We start from the raw sequence: 16,525 nt of genomic DNA on the forward strand, positions 1-16,525 counted from the left end.
GCGCGGATACGCCGCTCGCCTGGTCAAGGACGGCATCACGGTCAATGCCGTTGCCCCCTCACTGATCGAAACGGATATGATGAAAGATCAGCAAGTGCTGGTCGCCCGGATACCGCTCGGCCGCTTCGGAACTTCCGACGAAGTGGCGCAGGCTGTCATGTCGCTCGTCGGCAATGCCTACATGACCGGCCAAACCATCGCGCTGAGCGGCGGAATGGCGTTCAATTGAGCTTCAGCCGTTCATACGCCAACCTTGTGCGGCGGCCTCCACCTCAAACGGCGGCTGCGCAGGCGAGCCAGCTCAATTGAGTGCACTGTCATGTAATTCGCAATTCACCCGATCAGGGCTTCGCTGACCTCCCACAGGCGGCGAGCCTTGGCTTCGTCGTAGGACTCCTCCGAGGACGGAATGATCTTGCGACCTTCGGCATAGCGCCCGGAAACGTCGGCCCAGTCTTTGCCGTCCACCATATCCGCCATCGTCCGTCCGGAGGCGTCCGTGGTGTGGATGTTCTCGCTGATGGCGATGCGGAGCAGCGGCAGCAGGCGCGGCAATATCTGATTCCATATCAGCCGGAGCGGCAGCGGATAGTCGCGGGCCAGTCCGGAGCCCGGCATCAGCCCGGGATCGAAACCGTTCACGGTTAGGGATTGTGACGCCGCGAAACGTCCGTCCTGGATTCTCCGGTTCAGCTCATAGGCAAAATACAGGTTGCACAATTTGGAGGTGCTGTAGCGTCGCTGCATGATGATGTGGGGTTTGTCGTCCTGCTCAAATTGATGCGACGCATCCAGTTCGGGCCGCGCCAGCAAGGTCGGATCCACGAAGCGCGGCACCGGTATGCCGGCCTTTTGCCGCGGGTCATGGGTGCCACTGCTCACCACGACGATGCGAGCGTCCGCAACCAGCAGGCCCTTGATCTCGTCGAGCAGCGCGAAATGTCCGAGATGATTGACGCCAAAGGTCGCCTCGAAGCCGTCCGAGGTCCGCCTCTCCCTGGTGAACTGGAGTCCGGCGTTGCAGACCAGCGCGTCCAATCGCGATCCTCGCGCCCGCAATGCGGCGCCGAGGTCCCGCACGCTCTGGAGCGAGCCGAGGTCGAGGCGCATGAATTCCACCGCCGGGCGACCGGCGTTGCTGTTCATTTCCGCCGCCGCGCGCTCCCCCTCGGCCTGGTTTCGCGATGCGATGATGAGGCGCCATTGCGGATTGGTTCGCTCCAGCAAGGCGCGTGCGCAGGCCAGCCCCAGTCCGGAGCTGGCGCCGGTAATCAGGGCGGTGCGGTATTCGACGGCAATCTCGGCCAAGCGAGCCTCACTTGTTTTTGGAGGACGGGATGCGATAAATATATGAAGCAAGTCTCAGGTTTGGTATTCGCATTTTGAAACCGCGCCCTAAACCGTCACGAAGCCCGCGAAAAACGCCGGTTCAGGCGCGTTCGCAGACCACCATGCGCGCCATTGTCGACGCTACGATTCAGGTTTTGCTGAGGGACGGCGTCAGCGCGCTCACGACGACCCGGGTCGCGGAGCGAGCCGGGGTGTCGGTCGGCACGCTCTATCAATATTTCCCCAACAAGCACGCCCTGCTGGCTGCCATTCTCGAACAGCATCTGGGCGCCGTCGCCGAAGCGATCGAAGCCGAATGCGCGGCTCATCACGGATGCTCCGTATTGGAGATGATGACGGCGCTGTGCGCCACCTTTATCGAGGCCAAGATCCGCGACCGCGAGGCCTCGCTGGCGCTCTATGCGCTGGCTCGCGAGTTGGGCGCGGACGCCATGGTTCGCAAATCCAGCCGGCGCGCGCAGACGGCGTTGATCTCGATGCTGGCGACCGCACGCGACGCGACCTTCGCGGATCTGGAGGCGCCGTCGTTCATCCTGGTCAGCGCCACGGTAGGCCCGGTGCAGGCCCTGCTCGAAGCCGGCGCCAAGCCGGAAGCTGTTGCCGCGATACGACGACATCTGGTCGAGCTTTGTGTCGGCTATCTCGAGCGCGTGAAGCAATAGCCGTGAAAGTCCACCGTCCGGCAGAGCGCCTGCGAAATCCTACCAGACGTCGTGCCAGGCACCGTTGACCAACAAGCCCATGGTACTTCTCCTCACGTCCAGCACTTCAACGCACGGGAGGCGTGCGCTGCCGATCCTGCGGTGCTATCGCGCACAGTTTGACAGCGCCGATCGCCGTGACGATATAAGAAATCCCGTTCGAGAGCGAATGTACCTCTCACGGCGAGAAAAACCTCGGCCAAATTTGGACCTGGGTCTTTTTTATGAGAGGTGATCAGGTGGAGCGAGATGGAAGTCGCAGCACCTAGTGTGACTTCTCTGATTTCAGTCCGCAGTCGGCAGGTGTCGCATCGCGAACTCAATCTGACCATCGGGAAGCTGCCGCCAATTTTCAACGACAGTCGCGTATCCAGCCTGCGGAAATTGACCGAGGATTTCGCGGGCTTTCAGACGAGCCGCTTCAATCGGTAACGTGAATATCTCTGGCTGCTGCACGCCAGATATTCGGCCTGCTAAATCTCGGGGACGAAAGAGCACATTGCACCTCCCGCATATCCATTTGAACCGCCGATCATGAGCGCTCGAGCGTGAAACTAAAGAGTGGGCAATGGGGGCAGTGATATTTATCCCCGCTAATCACCGGGCCAAGCCGGAGCGAACAGGTCAGCCTCGGCTTGCGTGCGCGCGGGGCCGCGCCCTACGCGGCGGACGAATTTTTCGCCGCGCTACTTTGCCTGCGGTCTGATGAACACGACCGGATGCGGCGACCATTCCCGGGCCAGTCTTTCGCCCTCAGTGATTTCGGCGCTGGTCATCAGCGCCGCCACCCTGGCACGCTGCTCCAGCGCGGTTTCCTTCGGTGCACCGAACAGCACCACGCCAGGCGCGTCCGGTGATTTGATATCGCCAAGCTTCGCCGCCAGCGTGAACCACATGTATGCCTGAACGTTGTCTTTCGAGACGCCGCGCCCTGATGCATACATGGCCGCGAGATTGTACTGCGGACCGTGCATCAATGTCAGAGGACTTGAGTCGTAGACCTTGTTCGCGGCACGGCGATACCACGCCACGGCATCTGCGTCGCTCTGTGGCACGAAGAATCCGTGTTCATAGGTGATGCCGAGAATATTCTGCGCGTAGGGAGAGTCCTGTTCCGCCGCCAGGCGAAACCATTTGACCGCTTCGCTGTAATCTCTTGGGACTCCGGATCCCATGGCGTAGATATCGCCGAGATTGTTCTGTGCCGGCATGAAATCCTGATCCGCGGCGCGGCGAAACCAATTCACGGCCTCGGCACCGTCCCGTGCCACACCCCAACCTTGTCGATACATGATCCCCATGTCGTTTTGAGCGACCGCTAAACCCTTGTCGGCTGCCAGGCGAAGCCATTTCATGGCTTCGGCGTAGTCTTGCGGCACACCGACGCCCTTTGCATACATGGCGCCGAGGCTGTGCTGCGCATAGCTGTTGCCTTGATCTGCCAGCTGCCGGAATAACCGTAATGCAGTCGGATAATCGCCACGACGGGCCGTAGCAACGGCATCCTCGAGCGGACCGGCGGTCACAGGGGCGCAGGCCAGGACCGTCAGGACAACGGCGACAATCTGAGCGATTGGACATCGTCCGAGCATATGGTTGAGCCTCGCTAGAGCGACATCAGTGCACTGTCATCGCATCATCCGACGCGACCTCAAAGAGCTATGTGCAGGCGCGTTCGCGCCGTAAACTCTCGGGAAGTGCGGCCTCAATCAACCCGACTGATTTGCCCGTCGGGCAAATCAATGGGCGAGCCCAATGATTTCCTGTCCATACCTGCCGAAAAAAATATTTCGTTTCGCCGTTCGGTAGAAACAGATTTATTGATTCGCTATCCCGCCTCACAAGAGGGGCGCTTCGCGGTCGTCACGGACGTTGGGTGCGGGATGCGGTGGACGCAAGCGGCGCCTTTGACGAAAGCGCGGGCTTGCGGACGGCGAAGTCGTGTGGTCCTGACGCCCCGACGCTGGCGTCAAGTCGGCGCAGAAGACGGCGCCGGTGATGGTGGCAAACAAGCCCGGTCACCAGGGAGAGCGCGAAGGAAACCGTTAAAACCATTGCGCAGGGAAGGCCGGGTGTTCCGGCGAACCTGTGGCTCTACCCCTGTGCTTTTTGTTGCACAGGGGGCTGCGGGTGCGCCAAGCACCCGGCTTTCCCTGCGCCCTCTTTATTAGAGGGAGGCAAATTTCTTGCATACCTCGGGCGCATCGCGTCGCGAGAAGGTGAAAATGTGTCTGCGAAGGATGGGCTGTTTAATTGGGGGCGGTATGCACGCAAACACACTTGTCATGCCCGGGCTTGACCCGGGCATCCATCCGTCTTTGCAAGAAGCTCTTTCGAAGAAGATGGATTGCCGGGTCAAGCCCGGCAATGACGGTCTCTAGATCTGTTTTCGACTTGGCTGATTGAAAAATCGAATCGTAATGAGTGGTCCAGGGTCCGAACCCAGGCTAAATCCCGAGCGCCACCAGCGCGGCGGCGACGTCGTCGTGCGATGTCACGTGAACGCCGATCAGGCCCCGCGCCTGCGCGCCCGCGATGTTCTCGGCGAGATCATCGAAGAACACGATACGGGAGGCGGGGACGCCGATCGCCTGCACCACATGATCGTAGGCTTTTGCGTCCGGTTTCCGAAGCCCGATCGAAGAGGACAGAAAGATTTCGCGGAAATGGCCGAGCACGTCGGCATATCGTGGCGAGAAATGGTCGACATGAGCGCTATTGGTATTGGAGAAGGCATAAAGCGGCAGGCGTTTGGCGGCGCGCGCCAGCAGCGGCGCGACGCCAGGCATTTCGCCGACGAAAATCTTGTTCCATCCTTCCAGGAACTGAGCGTCAGAGAGTTCGATGCCGAGCAACTTGCGAAGGGCGGCAAAGAATTCAGCGTCGCTGATCTCGCCCTTCTCGTGCCGCTGATAAAATTCGTCGCGCCAGGAAAACCGTCCCGCCAGTTGCGCTACCTCGCGACCGGCGTGACCGGCCCAGCAGGCGACCACCTTGCTGAAATCGATATCGAGCACCACGCGGCCGAGGTCGAACAGCAGCGCATCGGCAGCGCCGGGGAAGAGCGGGGATTGGGTCATCGCGGCGGTTTACGGACATCGCGAAAGGAGAGCAACCGATGTCCCTCAATACCGATACGGCTCGATGTCTACCAGCGGAAACGCGCTCAGGACATGGGGCAGGTTGGTCGCGGTGGCCGGATGCAGATAGGATTTGTCGAGCTCCGAAAAGCGCGTGACGCCGAGCAGGCCGAGGCAGCGGATCACCTCGTCTTCGAGCAGTTCCAGCATTCGCACGATTCCGGCTTCACCTGCCGCCGCAAGCGCCCAGCATTGCAGGCGGCCGATGCCGACGAGATCGGCACCCATCGCGATCGCCTTGACGATGTCGGTGCCGCGGCAGAACGAGCCGTCGACCATGATCTTGGCGCGGCCGGCGACGGCGGCGACGATCTCGGGCAGCACCTGCATGGCACCGCGGCCATGGTCGAGCTGGCGGCCGCCATGGTTCGACACATAGATCCACTCGACCCCGTGATCGAGCGCGATCGCGGTGTCCTCGGCGGTCGCGATCCCCTTGAGCACCAGCGGGATCTTATACTTGTCCTTGATCAGCTTGACGGTGCGCCATTCCAGCCCCTTCTGGAAGTCGCCGCCGGTGGCGCGCAAGCGGCTTTCGCGGACATAGCGCTTGGCGATATCGCGCTCGCGCCGGCTGTAATGCGCGGTGTCGACGGTCAGGCAGAACGCCGTATAGCCGGCGTCGATCGAGCGGCTGACGCGATCCTCGACGAAGGCATCGTCACCGCGGGCATAGAGCTGGTAGATGCGCAACGCATCGGGTGCTGCCTCGGCGACTTTCTCGAGGCCGGGCTCGGACACCGAACTCAGCATATGGGCTGCGCCAAACCGGCCAGCACCGCGGGCGACGCTGGCGGCGCTGCCTTCGGGATCGAAGATCTCGAGCGCACCGACCGGCGCCATCATGACAGGCAGGCGCAGTTTGCGCCCGAACAGCTCGGCCGATGGGTCGACCCTGGCGACGTTGCGCAGCACCCGCGGACGGAATGCGATCTCGTCCAGCGCCATGCGGTTGCGGCGCATGGTGGTTTCGGTCTCGGAAGCACCGACAATGTAGTCCCAGGCGTTCTGGTCGAGATTGGCGCGGGCCTTGCGCACGAATTCGTGAAGGTTCTGGAACTGTTCGCCGCTGGCGCCGAGTTCATTTGTCGCGGGCTGGATGCGGGTCGCTTCGTTCATCGTGTTCTCCTGGGACTGACGGACCGCGCAAAAGCCGTCCCGCATTGGTTATCGATGCGCCAAGTAAGCGCATCTGGCCGTAATCGAGAAATGCCAAGTCGGCAACCGCAAACCCGGCGGATGCATGACTGGCGCCTGGTTTGGTGCCTGGTCAGTTGCTCGATCAGTTACTTGGCTAGTTACTTGGGTTGGGCATTTGACGCGATCACCGACATCGGCCGGGCGTCGCGTTTGGCGACCATGCTGGCGGTGGTGGCCGCATATTTCTTGAAATGGTCGGTGGCGCGGTGCGCCTGAAACGCGGCTTCGTTGTCGTAGACTTCGTAGAGCAGGAAGTGGTTGGGATCGCTCGCCAGATTGAGAATATCGAACCGGCGGCAACCCGGCTCCTTGGCCGCCGCGATGCCATTCTCCGTGATCGCGGCAAGATACTTTTCGCGCTCGGCTGGCACGATATCGAGATCCACGGCGTTGACAAACATCCCGGCCGATTGTGCGGCGGCGCGCTGGCCCGGCGCGGGCAGCAACATTGTGCAGGCAGCAAAAAGCGCCATGGCGGCAGCGGACAGCCAGATTGATTTGGACATTCGACGATCCTCCCGATGGTTGCCCCGGAATTATTTCCGGTGGCGAACGCTCACCGGTTCGCAATGCGACGAACGGGCTGGCGTCTTGAGGATATTCATAACCGATTGCGCGGGGCCGGGTAAGTCTTTCACCTGTCGCTGCGGGAGCGCTTCCCCGGCCTCTGAAAAATTGCTATGGCTGGTACCCGCAGGAGGCGAGCGAAACTCCTGGCGCATCCAAACGGAGAATGGGCCATGCCAAGATTTGCGGTCACAGGACTTGCCATGACAAGACTTGCCACAACAAGACTTGCCACGACAACGCTTGCCTTCTGGATTGCGGCGCTTGGCGTGAGCTTGTTGGGTGCAAGCGCCGCCAATGCGCAGAGCATGAGCTTGACCAGCCCCGACATCAGCGAGGGCGCCATGATCGCCAACGAGCAGGTACTGGCCGGTTTCGGCTGCGCCGGCGGCAACATCTCTCCAGCCCTGAGCTGGAGCGGCGCGCCGGCGGGCACCAAGAGCTTCGCCGTCAGCATGTTTGATCCGGACGCGCCGACCGGCAGTGGTTTTTGGCACTGGGTCGTGTTCAACATTCCGCCCGCGACGACATCGTTTCCGAAGGGCGCCGGTGACCTGAAGAAGAAGCTGATGCCCAAAGGTGCCGTTCAGAGCCGGACCGATTTAAGCACCGACGGATATGGTGGCCCGTGTCCGCCGGCCGGCGACAAGCCGCACCGTTACCAGATCACGGTTTTTGCCGTTGACGTCGACAAGCTGCCATTTGCCAAAAACCATGATGCATCGGCCGCGCTGGTCGGCTTCGATCTGCACTTCCATACTTTGGCGAAGGCAACATTGACCGGTCTCTACGGCCGCTGAGCACGGAACCGAGAGCCGTGGCATGCAGTTGGTGCCGATAGGTTCCAACCAACCTGGGAACGGGGTATGCGGCCGCTCGCCAATCTTCCGATGGTCGTTGATGTCGTTAGGCTTTCGCCGATTACAAATTGGACATGAAGCGGGATTCCGGCTTTGCCGCAGCGGCGGAGCGCGTATATCCTTGCACGATGCACCGATGCGTTCGGCAATGTTCCGCCGCGGTTTGGCTGTTGGCTCCGTGGGCCGATCGCGGTTTCGGCACCCGGACCGGATAGAGTGGCCTCAATGACACCAGAAAGGTGTTGTGAGCTGTTGGCCAGGTTCAAGAGCGTGATGCTGATTTCCTGGCCCGGAGCGGGCAGCAACTGACAGCAAGAAGGTTCGCCAACCATGCGCAAGAATTCCATCTTTCTCCTCGGCACCGCAGCCGGTATCTGCCTGACCCTTCTCGTTACCGGCCCGCAGGGTGCGCAGTGGGTCGCGGCGGCCAAGGCCGCAGCCAGCGCCGACACCTACTCGCAGCTCAATCTGTTTGGCGAGGTGTTCGAGCGCATCAAGACCGACTATGTCGAGAAGCCCGACGACGCCAAACTGGTCGAGGGCGCGATCAACGGCATGATCACCTCGCTTGATCCGCATTCGCGATACATGAACGACAGTGCCTGGCGTGAAATGCAGGAGACGACTCACGGCGAGTTCGGCGGGCTTGGCATCGAGGTCACGATGGAGGATGGCCTGATCAAGGTGGTCGCGCCGATGGATGACACGCCCGCGGCGCGCGCCGGCATCCTGTCGGGCGACCTGGTCACCCAGATCGATGACGAGGCGGTCCAGGGACTAACGCTGGAGCAGGCCGTGAACAAGATGAAGGGGCCGATCAATACCAAAACCCGGCTGAGCATCATCCGCAAGGGCAAGGACGCGCCGATCGAGGTGTCGATCGTGCGCGAGATTATCCGGGTACGCCCGGTCAGCTATCACGTCGACGGCGGCAATATCGGCTATATCCGGATCAGCTCGTTCAACGAACAGACCACCGATGAGCTGAAGAAAGCGATCGGCGACATCTCGAAACAGGTCCCGCCAGCGAGTCTGGCCGGCTATGTCGTCGACCTCAGGAACAACCCGGGCGGACTGCTCGATCAGGCGGTCTCGGTTTCAAGCGCATTCATGGCGCGAGGCGAGGTGGTCTCGACGCGGGGCCGCACGCCGGAGGAAACCCAGCGTTTCACGGCGCGGGGCGGGGATCTGATCAAGGGCAAGCCGCTTGTCGTTTTGATCAACGGCGGATCGGCTTCCGCTTCGGAGATCGTCGCCGGGGCATTGCATGATCACAAGCGCGCGACCCTGATCGGGACCCGCTCGTTCGGCAAGGGTTCGGTGCAGACCATTATCCCGCTCGGCACCGGCAACGGCGCCTTGGCGCTGACCACCGCGCGCTACTTCACGCCGTCCGGCCGGTCGATCCAGGCCAAGGGTGTCGCGCCCGACATCGAGGTGCTGCAGGACGTGCCGGACGAGTTGAAGACGCGTTCGGAAATCAAGGGCGAAGCCTCGATGCGCGGCCATCTCTCGGCTGAAGGCGCCGAGCAGACCGGCTCGCAATCCTACGTGCCGCCCGCAGAGAAGGACGACAAGGCGCTTGGCGCGGCCTACAATCTGCTGCGCGGCGTCACCGTCAATGCCGGCGTGCCGTCGACGAAGACGGCGGTTCCGAACTGATCGCAACGTCATTCTCGCTGAAGGCTCAGGCCACGGCCACCGGCCTCGGGCGGTGGGCGAAAAACAATTGCCTGATCTCGGCGGCGGGCTTTGCCGCGCTGAACAGATAGCCCTGCATTTCGGTGCAGCCGAGCGCGCGCAGCAATTCCTGCTGCTGCAGCGTTTCGACGCCCTCGGCGGTGGTCGTCATATGCCGCTCGGCGGCGATGTTCACCACTGCCCGCACAATGCCGGACGATCCACTGGGCTCGGCGATATCGTTGACGAAGCAGCGATCGATCTTGATCTTGTCGAACGGAAAGCGCTGCAGATAGCTCAGCGAGGAATAGCCGGTGCCGAAATCGTCGAGCGCGATCCGCACCCCGATGGCGCGAAGCTGATGCAGCGTTTCCAGCGCGGCGTCGTCGTCACGGATCAGGACCGCTTCGGTGATCTCGAGTTCCAGCCGGTTCGCCGCAAGACCGGACGCTGACAACGCGGCGACGATCTTCAAGGCCAGCGTGCCGCTTCGAAATTGAACCGGCGAGACGTTGACCGCGAGATTGATATCGGCGGGCCATGTCGTGGCCTCCGCGCAGGCCGTGGCCAGCACCCATTCGCCAAGCTGGTTGATCAGGCCGGTCTCTTCGGCGATCGGGATGAATTCGGCGGGCGAGATCATGCCCCGCTCGGCGTGCCGCCAGCGCACCAGCGCCTCGCAGCCGTTGATCCTGTTGCCCTGAAGACTGACGCTGGGCTGGTAATAAACCTCGAGTGCCTGATCGGCTATCGCCTGGCGCAGATCCATTTCCAGCACGCGGCGTGCCTTGACCTGCGCGTCCATGGCCGGCTCGAAGAAACGATGGGTCCGGCGTCCCGCCGATTTGGCCGCATACATCGCCAGATCCGCGTTTTTCAGAATTTGATCGAGGTCGGCCCCGTGCTGCGGTGCCAGCGCAATGCCGATGCTGGCGTCGGTGGTGACCTGATGGCCGTGACAGTCGTAGGGCGCCCGGATCGAATCGAAAATTCGCATCGCCAGGTCGGAGGCCGCAGCCGGCGTCTTGATCGCGGTCTGAACGATGGCGAATTCGTCGCCGCCGAGCCGGGCCACGAAGTCGGCGCCGCCGACGCAGCGGCCGAGGCTTACGGCGACGGACTTCAGCAACTCATCGCCGATCATGTGCCCAAGCGTATCATTGACACTCTTGAATTCGTCGATGTCGATATACAGCACCGCCAGCTGTTCGCCAGGCTCAATGCGAGCCAGTTCCTGTTTCAGCCGCTCGTGAAACAGTGCGCGGTTCGGCAGATCGGTCAGCGCGTCATAATGCGCGAGATGCGTGATCCGCTCCTCGGCGTGCCTGCGCTCGGTGATATCCTCGTGGGTCGCCACCCATCCGCCATCGGCCAAAGGCTCGTTGATGATGTGAACTGAACGACCGTCGGTGGTGTCGATGATCCTGGAATTTCTCTGCCAGATGTCACGCAGCACCTGCGAGCAATATTCTTCGTCATCACCCACGAATGATCCGGTCGCCTTGCGATGGGCGATGATCTCGCGGAACGAGCAACCCGGCTTCAGGACTTCCGCCGACAGGCCATACATTTCGATATAGCGCTGGTTGCAGACCACCAGCCGCTGCGAGGCGTCGAACAGCAGCAAACCCTGCGTCATGTTGTTGATCGCGGTATCGAGGCGCTGCTTTTCCATCCGATGTTGTCGCGACAATTTGCGAACGGCGAGAGACAGCATGGCTGTCATCAGAAGCACGAAGCTGCCGCCCGCGCCAATCAGGAATCGTGTTTGATCTCGCCAATCGGCCAGTGCGGCCGACACGGTCTTGCTCGCGACAATGGCAATTGGAAAATTTTTCAGGACGCGGGCCGATGCCACGCGGTCCAGGCCGTCGATCGGGCTGGTCAGGGCTATCGTTCCGTGGCCCGCCAGAATTTTCTGATAGATCGGACTGTTATTGACAGATAACCCGATCTTCCTTTCGATATGCGGATAACGCGCCAGCAGCGATCCGTCTCGATGGTACATCGAAACCGCGGCGCCATCGCCAAGCGCCACGGATCCAAAGTATTTCTCGAAGCTCGCCGGCGTGGCCGCTCGTGTGACGAGCCCCAGAAATTCGCCGTGTGGCCCGGTGATCTTGTAGGCGAAGATGATGACCCAGGATTTGTACAAGCGGCCCCACACCAGTTCGATCAAAGCCAGGTCTTCCGCGGCTCCCGATTTGAAGGCCTTGAAGAAGGCTCGATCACTGACGCTGACGTCCGGAACCGGCCAGACTTCCGACGAGTTGATCAGTCTTCCCTCTGAATCGAACACGTTGGCGCCGGCGACGTCGGGATGCCCGCTGGTCTTGGCTTTCAGTATCTGGTGCATTTCAGGCGTCGACATCCGGCTCCCGAAATTGCCCGGTGTGGCAGTGCCGGCAAGCTGGATTTGCGTGATGATATCTCTTTGAACGGCCGCCAGATCCTCGAACTTTTCGTCGAAGTGCCGCTCCAGCAGCAGCACGGTGTTTTCCAGCTCGCGTTCACTGCTTTTGAGCGCGCGCTCGCGAAAATTGTAGACCATGATCGCTGTCCCGATCGCGGCCGCCGCGATCAGGAATACGCCCCCGACGACGAGCCAGCGGATCGGACCAGTGCGAAAGAATGCCTTGATGTCGAGGGAAGCCTTACCGTCTGCCGTCATGGGTCTGGATCGCTGCCAAGGCTACAACGCCGAAACGGTTGGATAGGCTCCGGCCAACCCGACGTTACTCCGCCGGCATGGAAACGACGTTAGGAATTGGGGTTAATGAAGAGTTAATCCCGGCGTCGGCGGCATCATTTGCCGGTGCGCGCCGGATCCGGTCGGCAGTGGATTCCCGGCGTGGTGCCGATCGTCAAAACTTAACCATCTAAGGCTTTGGGGGCATTCGTGGCGGGTCTGGCACGCGATTTGCGAAGTCTGTCGGCATCGCATGATCACGAAGTTGAGGTGTTAAAATGACAAGAGTGCTGATGGCGTTTCTCGCCGACGAATCCGGCGCAACCGCGATCGAATATGGATTGATCGCCGCCGGCATTGCGCTGGCGATCATCACCGCCGTGGACGGGCTCGGCACCAGGCTCAACAGCAAATTCGCGTCGATCAACAGTTCGCTGAAATAACGACACGGAGTGGATTGCTTCTTTGTCGCAGGCCATGACGTTGGAACGTGAATCCATTGGAACGTGACTCCGCCTTGTCGCGACGCGATGCGCCCGAGCTTTGCAGGGAATTTTGCTCCCTCTCACACAGAGGGCGCAGGGAATGCCGGGCGCCCGATGCGCCCGCAGCCGCGCGTGTAGTGTAGAAAACACGCGCGTTAGTCACCACGGTCACACCGGAAACACCCGGCATTCCCCGCGCAATGGTTTTAACGGTTTCCTTCGTGCTCTCCCCGGTGACCGGGCTTGTTTGTCACCGTCATCAGCAGATCACTCCGCCAACTTGACGCCAGCGTCGGGGCGTCAGGACCACACGACTTCGCCGTCCGTAAATGCGCCGTTCGTCCGCGCCAATTTTGGCGCTGCAACGCTCTACGTCCACCGCATCCCGCACCCAACGTCCGTGACGACCGCGAAGCGCCCCTCTTGTGAGGCGGGATGGCGAATCAATAAAGCTGTTTCTACCCGGCCGTCAAGCGAATTTCGGAAATTCCGAAATTAATCCCACGCGCCGCGCCCCCAAGCAAAAAGCCCGGAAGCGATGCTTCCGGGCTTTTTCGATTTACCAGGAACGCCAGTAGCGGCGCCCCCAATACGGCCCGCCGTAATACCCGCCATAGGCGTAAGGGCCAGGGTAATACGCCGGCCCGTAGTAGCGAGCACCGTAGTAGCGAGGGCCGTAGTATCCGTAAGAGCCATAGCCGGGACCATAATAGCCATAGCCCGGACCGTAATAACCGTAGGCGCCAATGGCTCCCGCGGCGAGGGCCCCGGCGGCCAGACCGAAGCCCAGACCCGGGCCCCAGCCGCGCGCCTGCGCCGGTGCGGTAGCGGTGGTCGCGGCCACCGTGGTGACAACAGCCAGAACGGCCAATGCTTTTCTCATGCGCATCTCCTCCGTTGAATGGTTTCGCTATAACGCTGATGTTTTTCTTTTGTTGCAGGGCCCCCGTATTTTCGTGTCGACGCCTTTGGATTTCAGGCGGCGGATTTCACGGGCGAGACACGACGCTCGCGAATATGTGAAGCGGCGCGAAGTAATCGCCGCGTAATGGTTCCGCGATGGGGAGCGCTAACGCCCTGCCCTTTGCTGCATTTTGCTGATATTGAGTTCCCCGAAACCAATCTCAATATCTTCATCAATCCATAGGGAGCCAGGAAACATGCGTTATCTCCACACCATGCTGCGCGTGCGCAATCTCGATGCCGCGCTGAAATTCTATCAGGACGCGCTGGGATTGAAGGAAGTCCGCCGCATCGACAACGACAAGGCCAAGTTCACGCTGGTGTTCCTGTGCGCCGCCGAGGACGAAGAGCTGCTGAAGGCAGCCAAGGGGCGCGGCGCGCCGCTGGTCGAACTCACTTATAATTGGGACGAGGAAAAATACGGCGAGGACCGCTATTTCGGCCACCTCGCCTACGAGGTCGACGACATCTACGCGACCTGCGCGCGGCTGATGAAACTCGGCATCACCATCAATCGCCCGCCGCGCGATGGGCAGATGGCCTTTGTGCGCTCACCGGATCTGCATTCGATCGAGCTGTTGCAAAAGGGCAATGCGAAGCCGCCGGCGGAGCCGTGGACGTCGATGCCGAACACAGGCCACTGGTAAGGCCATCTCCAAAGTTCCTCGCGCGACATCGTGTTCCGTCGCCTTTGCTGGAACATCGCATTCCCTTCCGCGTTCTTGAATCATGAAGATTTCAAGGAGGCAATCATGGGAAGAGGAATTTTACTCTGGCTTTTGGGCGTGCCTGTTCCGGTGATCATCTTGCTGTGGTTTTTCTTCGACCGCTGATGTCGGGCGATCGTTGCTGGCATCAATTCGCGTTGCGTAACCAAGGCTCCGCCGCCGGCGGAGCCTTATTTTTACGAAAGGCCGCATTGTTTTACGGAGGCCACGATTGCAGAACGGCATTCTGCAATCGTGATGCGACTCGCGCTTTTTTCCTGATATTCCGATATCACCCGCATGGGTCACACATCGGTCAGGGAGCGAACAGACGTGTCGAACAACAATCAGGGGCAACTCAGGATCTGGGGCCGGGCCAATTCGGTCAACGTGCAAAAAGTGCTGTGGTGCCTGCGCGAACTCGATCTGCCCTATGAGCGCATCGATGCCGGCATGGCGTTCGGCCGCAACCGCGAGGCCGACTATCTCGCGATGAATCCGAACGGGCGGGTGCCGACCCTGGTCGACGGCGATTTCGTGCTGTGGGAATCCAATTCGGTGATGCGCTATCTGGCGATGGCCTACCGGCCGCAATCGCCGCTTTATCCGCAGGCGCCGAAGTTGCGCGCCGGCGTCGACCGCTGGCTGGACTGGACGCTGTCGACGCTGCAGCCGGTCGATCGTCCGGTGTTCTGGGCGCTGGTGCGAACCCCGGTCGCGCAACGCGACATGGCCGCGATCCAGAAGGACGCCGACGCCGAAGCGGCGCAGTGGCACATTGTCGACGCCGCGCTGGCGGGCCGCCGCTTCATCGAAGGCGATGAGTTTACCCTGGCCGATATCGCGCTCGGCGCCTATGCGCGGCGCTGGTTCGGCGTCGAGGGCGTCAGCAAGCCGCCGCTGGCGCATCTCGAACGCTGGTTCGCGCAATTCGCCGGCCGGCCGGGATTTGCGCAATTCATAGCGCCGCCGATGTCGTGACGTGATGGCGTGAACGAATGCTGGAAGTCTTACCGGACGAACTTGACGCCGAAGGATTTGCCGCGACGCCACACCACTTCGCAACGCCGCCCGGTTCGGGCGTCACGCGAGAAAGCGAGCCGCAGGCTGCCGGCCAGCACGCTGGCATCATCCTCGACCGTGATCTTCGCGCCGGAGCTCGACAGATCCTGCACCACGCACTGGCGCGCGGCGAAGCCGCCATCGAGGGTGACCCAGCCGGGCTGGTGGAGCGATTTGCGCGCTTCGCGCTTCTTGTTGGCTGCGGCCATTTCCTGCTTTCGATCGACACATCAGTGGGGACATCCCTACCCCGTCGGGCTTTAAAAACCGTTGCAAAACCCTGGAAATACACGCCCCTGTGCCGCCGCGGGCCCGTTCATTTGGCCGGGAAAACGGGCTTCCGGGCGGCTTGCCCGGCCGCGCAAACGCCACTATACGTTCGCCCGTCGCAGCTGGATCAGTTCGCCACGATCCGGCTTCGGCACGGCGCCATCGCAGCCTCAACGCGTTGATTTGCCGGGACTATTTGCCTTAAGGACTGTGCGAAACGGCGATGCCGCGACCAGGTGGGTCCCGGCGAATCCATCCGTTTTCGCTCCCTTCGTCTATCGGTTAGGACGCCACCCTTTCACGGTGGAGAGAGCGGTTCGATTCCGCTAGGGAGCGCCAAATATTTCAATGGCTTAGCTCCAGACAAAGCTTCCGTGTCCAGCAAATGTCCAGCAAGCACATAGAACGCAGGACCCAGGCGACCTGTAAGGTCAGGGTCGCAAAGCCAACATCTTGTGTGGTGCAGCTGGCGCTTAGTACGGCACGGGTATTGCTTCTATCTAAGCAGGCCGCGGCTTCGGGGACAGGGCTGGGGCCAGGCCCGGCGCGCGCTAACTCTCCTCCCGGTCAGCAGGGCGCGCCGGGCCTTTCCCACCTCACGAAAAACCCCGAGGGCTGGCCCGAACGCGGTTGAGGCTTTGAGGCGAGAAATGACAGGTCATCGTACCTCTCGACCCTGGACGGAAGCCGATGAGGAAAAGCTTCGCAGTATGGTACTCGCCGGAGCCGGCCCAGAAACTATCGCGCAGGTTCTGAACCGCACGATTGATTCAGTCCGTGTTCGAGCGAACCGGCTGCGCATCCCCCTGAAAAAAGTTAAATTTAAACGGTGAGGGACCTGTCCTTGCGGA

At 61.3% G+C, this 16,525-nt stretch carries 15 protein-coding genes and 1 tRNA gene; 8 read left to right on the top strand and 8 right to left on the bottom strand.

What is annotated here, in order from left to right; all coding sequences use genetic code 11:
* On the top strand, positions 1-229 hold a 229-nt coding region (locus tag ABR948_RS19355), incomplete at its 5' end, for an SDR family oxidoreductase (RefSeq protein ID WP_428120828.1).
* A gap of 104 nt (positions 230-333) precedes the next feature.
* On the opposite strand, the gene ABR948_RS19360 is transcribed toward ABR948_RS19355, so the two are convergent.
* Entirely contained in the window at positions 334-1,308 is a 975-nt protein-coding gene (locus ABR948_RS19360; RefSeq protein WP_428120830.1) for an SDR family NAD(P)-dependent oxidoreductase, read from the bottom strand.
* Between the two features lie 143 nt (positions 1,309-1,451).
* Between ABR948_RS19360 and ABR948_RS19365 the strand changes: the two genes are divergently transcribed.
* The gene (locus ABR948_RS19365) at positions 1,452-2,012 is read left to right on the top strand and encodes a TetR/AcrR family transcriptional regulator (RefSeq protein WP_428120832.1); all 561 of its coding nucleotides are present in this window, start codon (positions 1,452-1,454) and stop codon (positions 2,010-2,012) included.
* A gap of 725 nt (positions 2,013-2,737) precedes the next feature.
* Here ABR948_RS19365 and ABR948_RS19370 read toward each other — a convergent pair.
* From ABR948_RS19370 to ABR948_RS19385, 4 genes are all read right to left on the bottom strand, one after another.
* Positions 2,738-3,577 (bottom strand): tetratricopeptide repeat protein, encoded by an 840-nt coding sequence (locus tag ABR948_RS19370; RefSeq protein ID WP_428120835.1) that lies wholly within the window; start codon positions 3,575-3,577, stop codon positions 2,738-2,740.
* Between the two features lie 921 nt (positions 3,578-4,498).
* Positions 4,499-5,131: an HAD family hydrolase gene (locus ABR948_RS19375; RefSeq protein WP_428120837.1), complete on the bottom strand. Its 633-nt coding sequence runs from the start codon at positions 5,129-5,131 to the stop codon at positions 4,499-4,501.
* Positions 5,132-5,176: 45 nt separating this feature from the next.
* Complete coding sequence (locus tag ABR948_RS19380; RefSeq protein ID WP_428120840.1) at positions 5,177-6,310, bottom strand: alpha-hydroxy acid oxidase; 1,134 nt, start codon at positions 6,308-6,310, stop codon at positions 5,177-5,179.
* 179 nt (positions 6,311-6,489) lie between these two features.
* The gene (locus ABR948_RS19385; RefSeq protein WP_428120842.1) at positions 6,490-6,897 is read right to left on the bottom strand and encodes a putative quinol monooxygenase; all 408 of its coding nucleotides are present in this window, start codon (positions 6,895-6,897) and stop codon (positions 6,490-6,492) included.
* 264 nt (positions 6,898-7,161) lie between these two features.
* On the opposite strand from ABR948_RS19385, the gene ABR948_RS19390 reads away from it, so the two are divergent.
* Together ABR948_RS19390 and ABR948_RS19395 are read left to right on the top strand one after the other, a co-directional pair.
* Positions 7,162-7,758, top strand: coding sequence for a YbhB/YbcL family Raf kinase inhibitor-like protein (locus ABR948_RS19390; protein WP_428120844.1), 597 nt, complete (start codon positions 7,162-7,164; stop codon positions 7,756-7,758).
* Between the two features lie 390 nt (positions 7,759-8,148).
* The gene (locus tag ABR948_RS19395; RefSeq protein WP_428120847.1) at positions 8,149-9,480 is read left to right on the top strand and encodes a S41 family peptidase; all 1,332 of its coding nucleotides are present in this window, start codon (positions 8,149-8,151) and stop codon (positions 9,478-9,480) included.
* 25 nt (positions 9,481-9,505) lie between these two features.
* Here the strand turns inward: ABR948_RS19395 and ABR948_RS19400 are convergent, their stop codons facing one another.
* On the bottom strand, positions 9,506-12,169 hold the full coding sequence (locus ABR948_RS19400) for a bifunctional diguanylate cyclase/phosphodiesterase (protein WP_428120849.1): 2,664 nt from the start codon (positions 12,167-12,169) through the stop codon (positions 9,506-9,508).
* 296 nt (positions 12,170-12,465) lie between these two features.
* Here ABR948_RS19400 and ABR948_RS19405 point away from each other — a divergent pair, with 296 nt between their 5' ends.
* A complete protein-coding gene (locus ABR948_RS19405; RefSeq protein ID WP_428120852.1) occupies positions 12,466-12,630 on the top strand; it encodes a Flp family type IVb pilin in 165 nt (54 codons plus the stop codon).
* Positions 12,631-13,231: 601 nt separating this feature from the next.
* Here ABR948_RS19405 and ABR948_RS19410 read toward each other — a convergent pair.
* Positions 13,232-13,555 (bottom strand): hypothetical protein, encoded by a 324-nt coding sequence (locus ABR948_RS19410; protein WP_428120854.1) that lies wholly within the window; start codon positions 13,553-13,555, stop codon positions 13,232-13,234.
* Between the two features lie 277 nt (positions 13,556-13,832).
* Here ABR948_RS19410 and ABR948_RS19415 point away from each other — a divergent pair, with 277 nt between their 5' ends.
* Both ABR948_RS19415 and ABR948_RS19420 read left to right on the top strand, forming a co-directional pair.
* Positions 13,833-14,282, top strand: a complete 450-nt coding sequence (locus tag ABR948_RS19415) for a VOC family protein (protein WP_428120856.1) — start codon at positions 13,833-13,835, stop codon at positions 14,280-14,282.
* Positions 14,283-14,675: 393 nt separating this feature from the next.
* Positions 14,676-15,323: a glutathione S-transferase family protein gene (locus ABR948_RS19420; protein ID WP_428120858.1), complete on the top strand. Its 648-nt coding sequence runs from the start codon at positions 14,676-14,678 to the stop codon at positions 15,321-15,323.
* A gap of 29 nt (positions 15,324-15,352) precedes the next feature.
* Here ABR948_RS19420 and ABR948_RS19425 read toward each other — a convergent pair whose 3' ends face one another.
* Positions 15,353-15,613, bottom strand: coding sequence for a PilZ domain-containing protein (locus tag ABR948_RS19425; protein ID WP_428120861.1), 261 nt, complete (start codon positions 15,611-15,613; stop codon positions 15,353-15,355).
* Between the two features lie 325 nt (positions 15,614-15,938).
* Here ABR948_RS19425 and ABR948_RS19430 point away from each other — a divergent pair.
* Positions 15,939-16,013: transfer RNA gene (locus ABR948_RS19430), tRNA-Glu, on the top strand.
* The last annotated feature ends 512 nt before the right edge of the window (positions 16,014-16,525 follow it).

It is taken from the genome of Bradyrhizobium sp. (genome assembly GCF_050014615.1).
GTDB lineage: Bacteria > Pseudomonadota > Alphaproteobacteria > Rhizobiales > Xanthobacteraceae > Bradyrhizobium.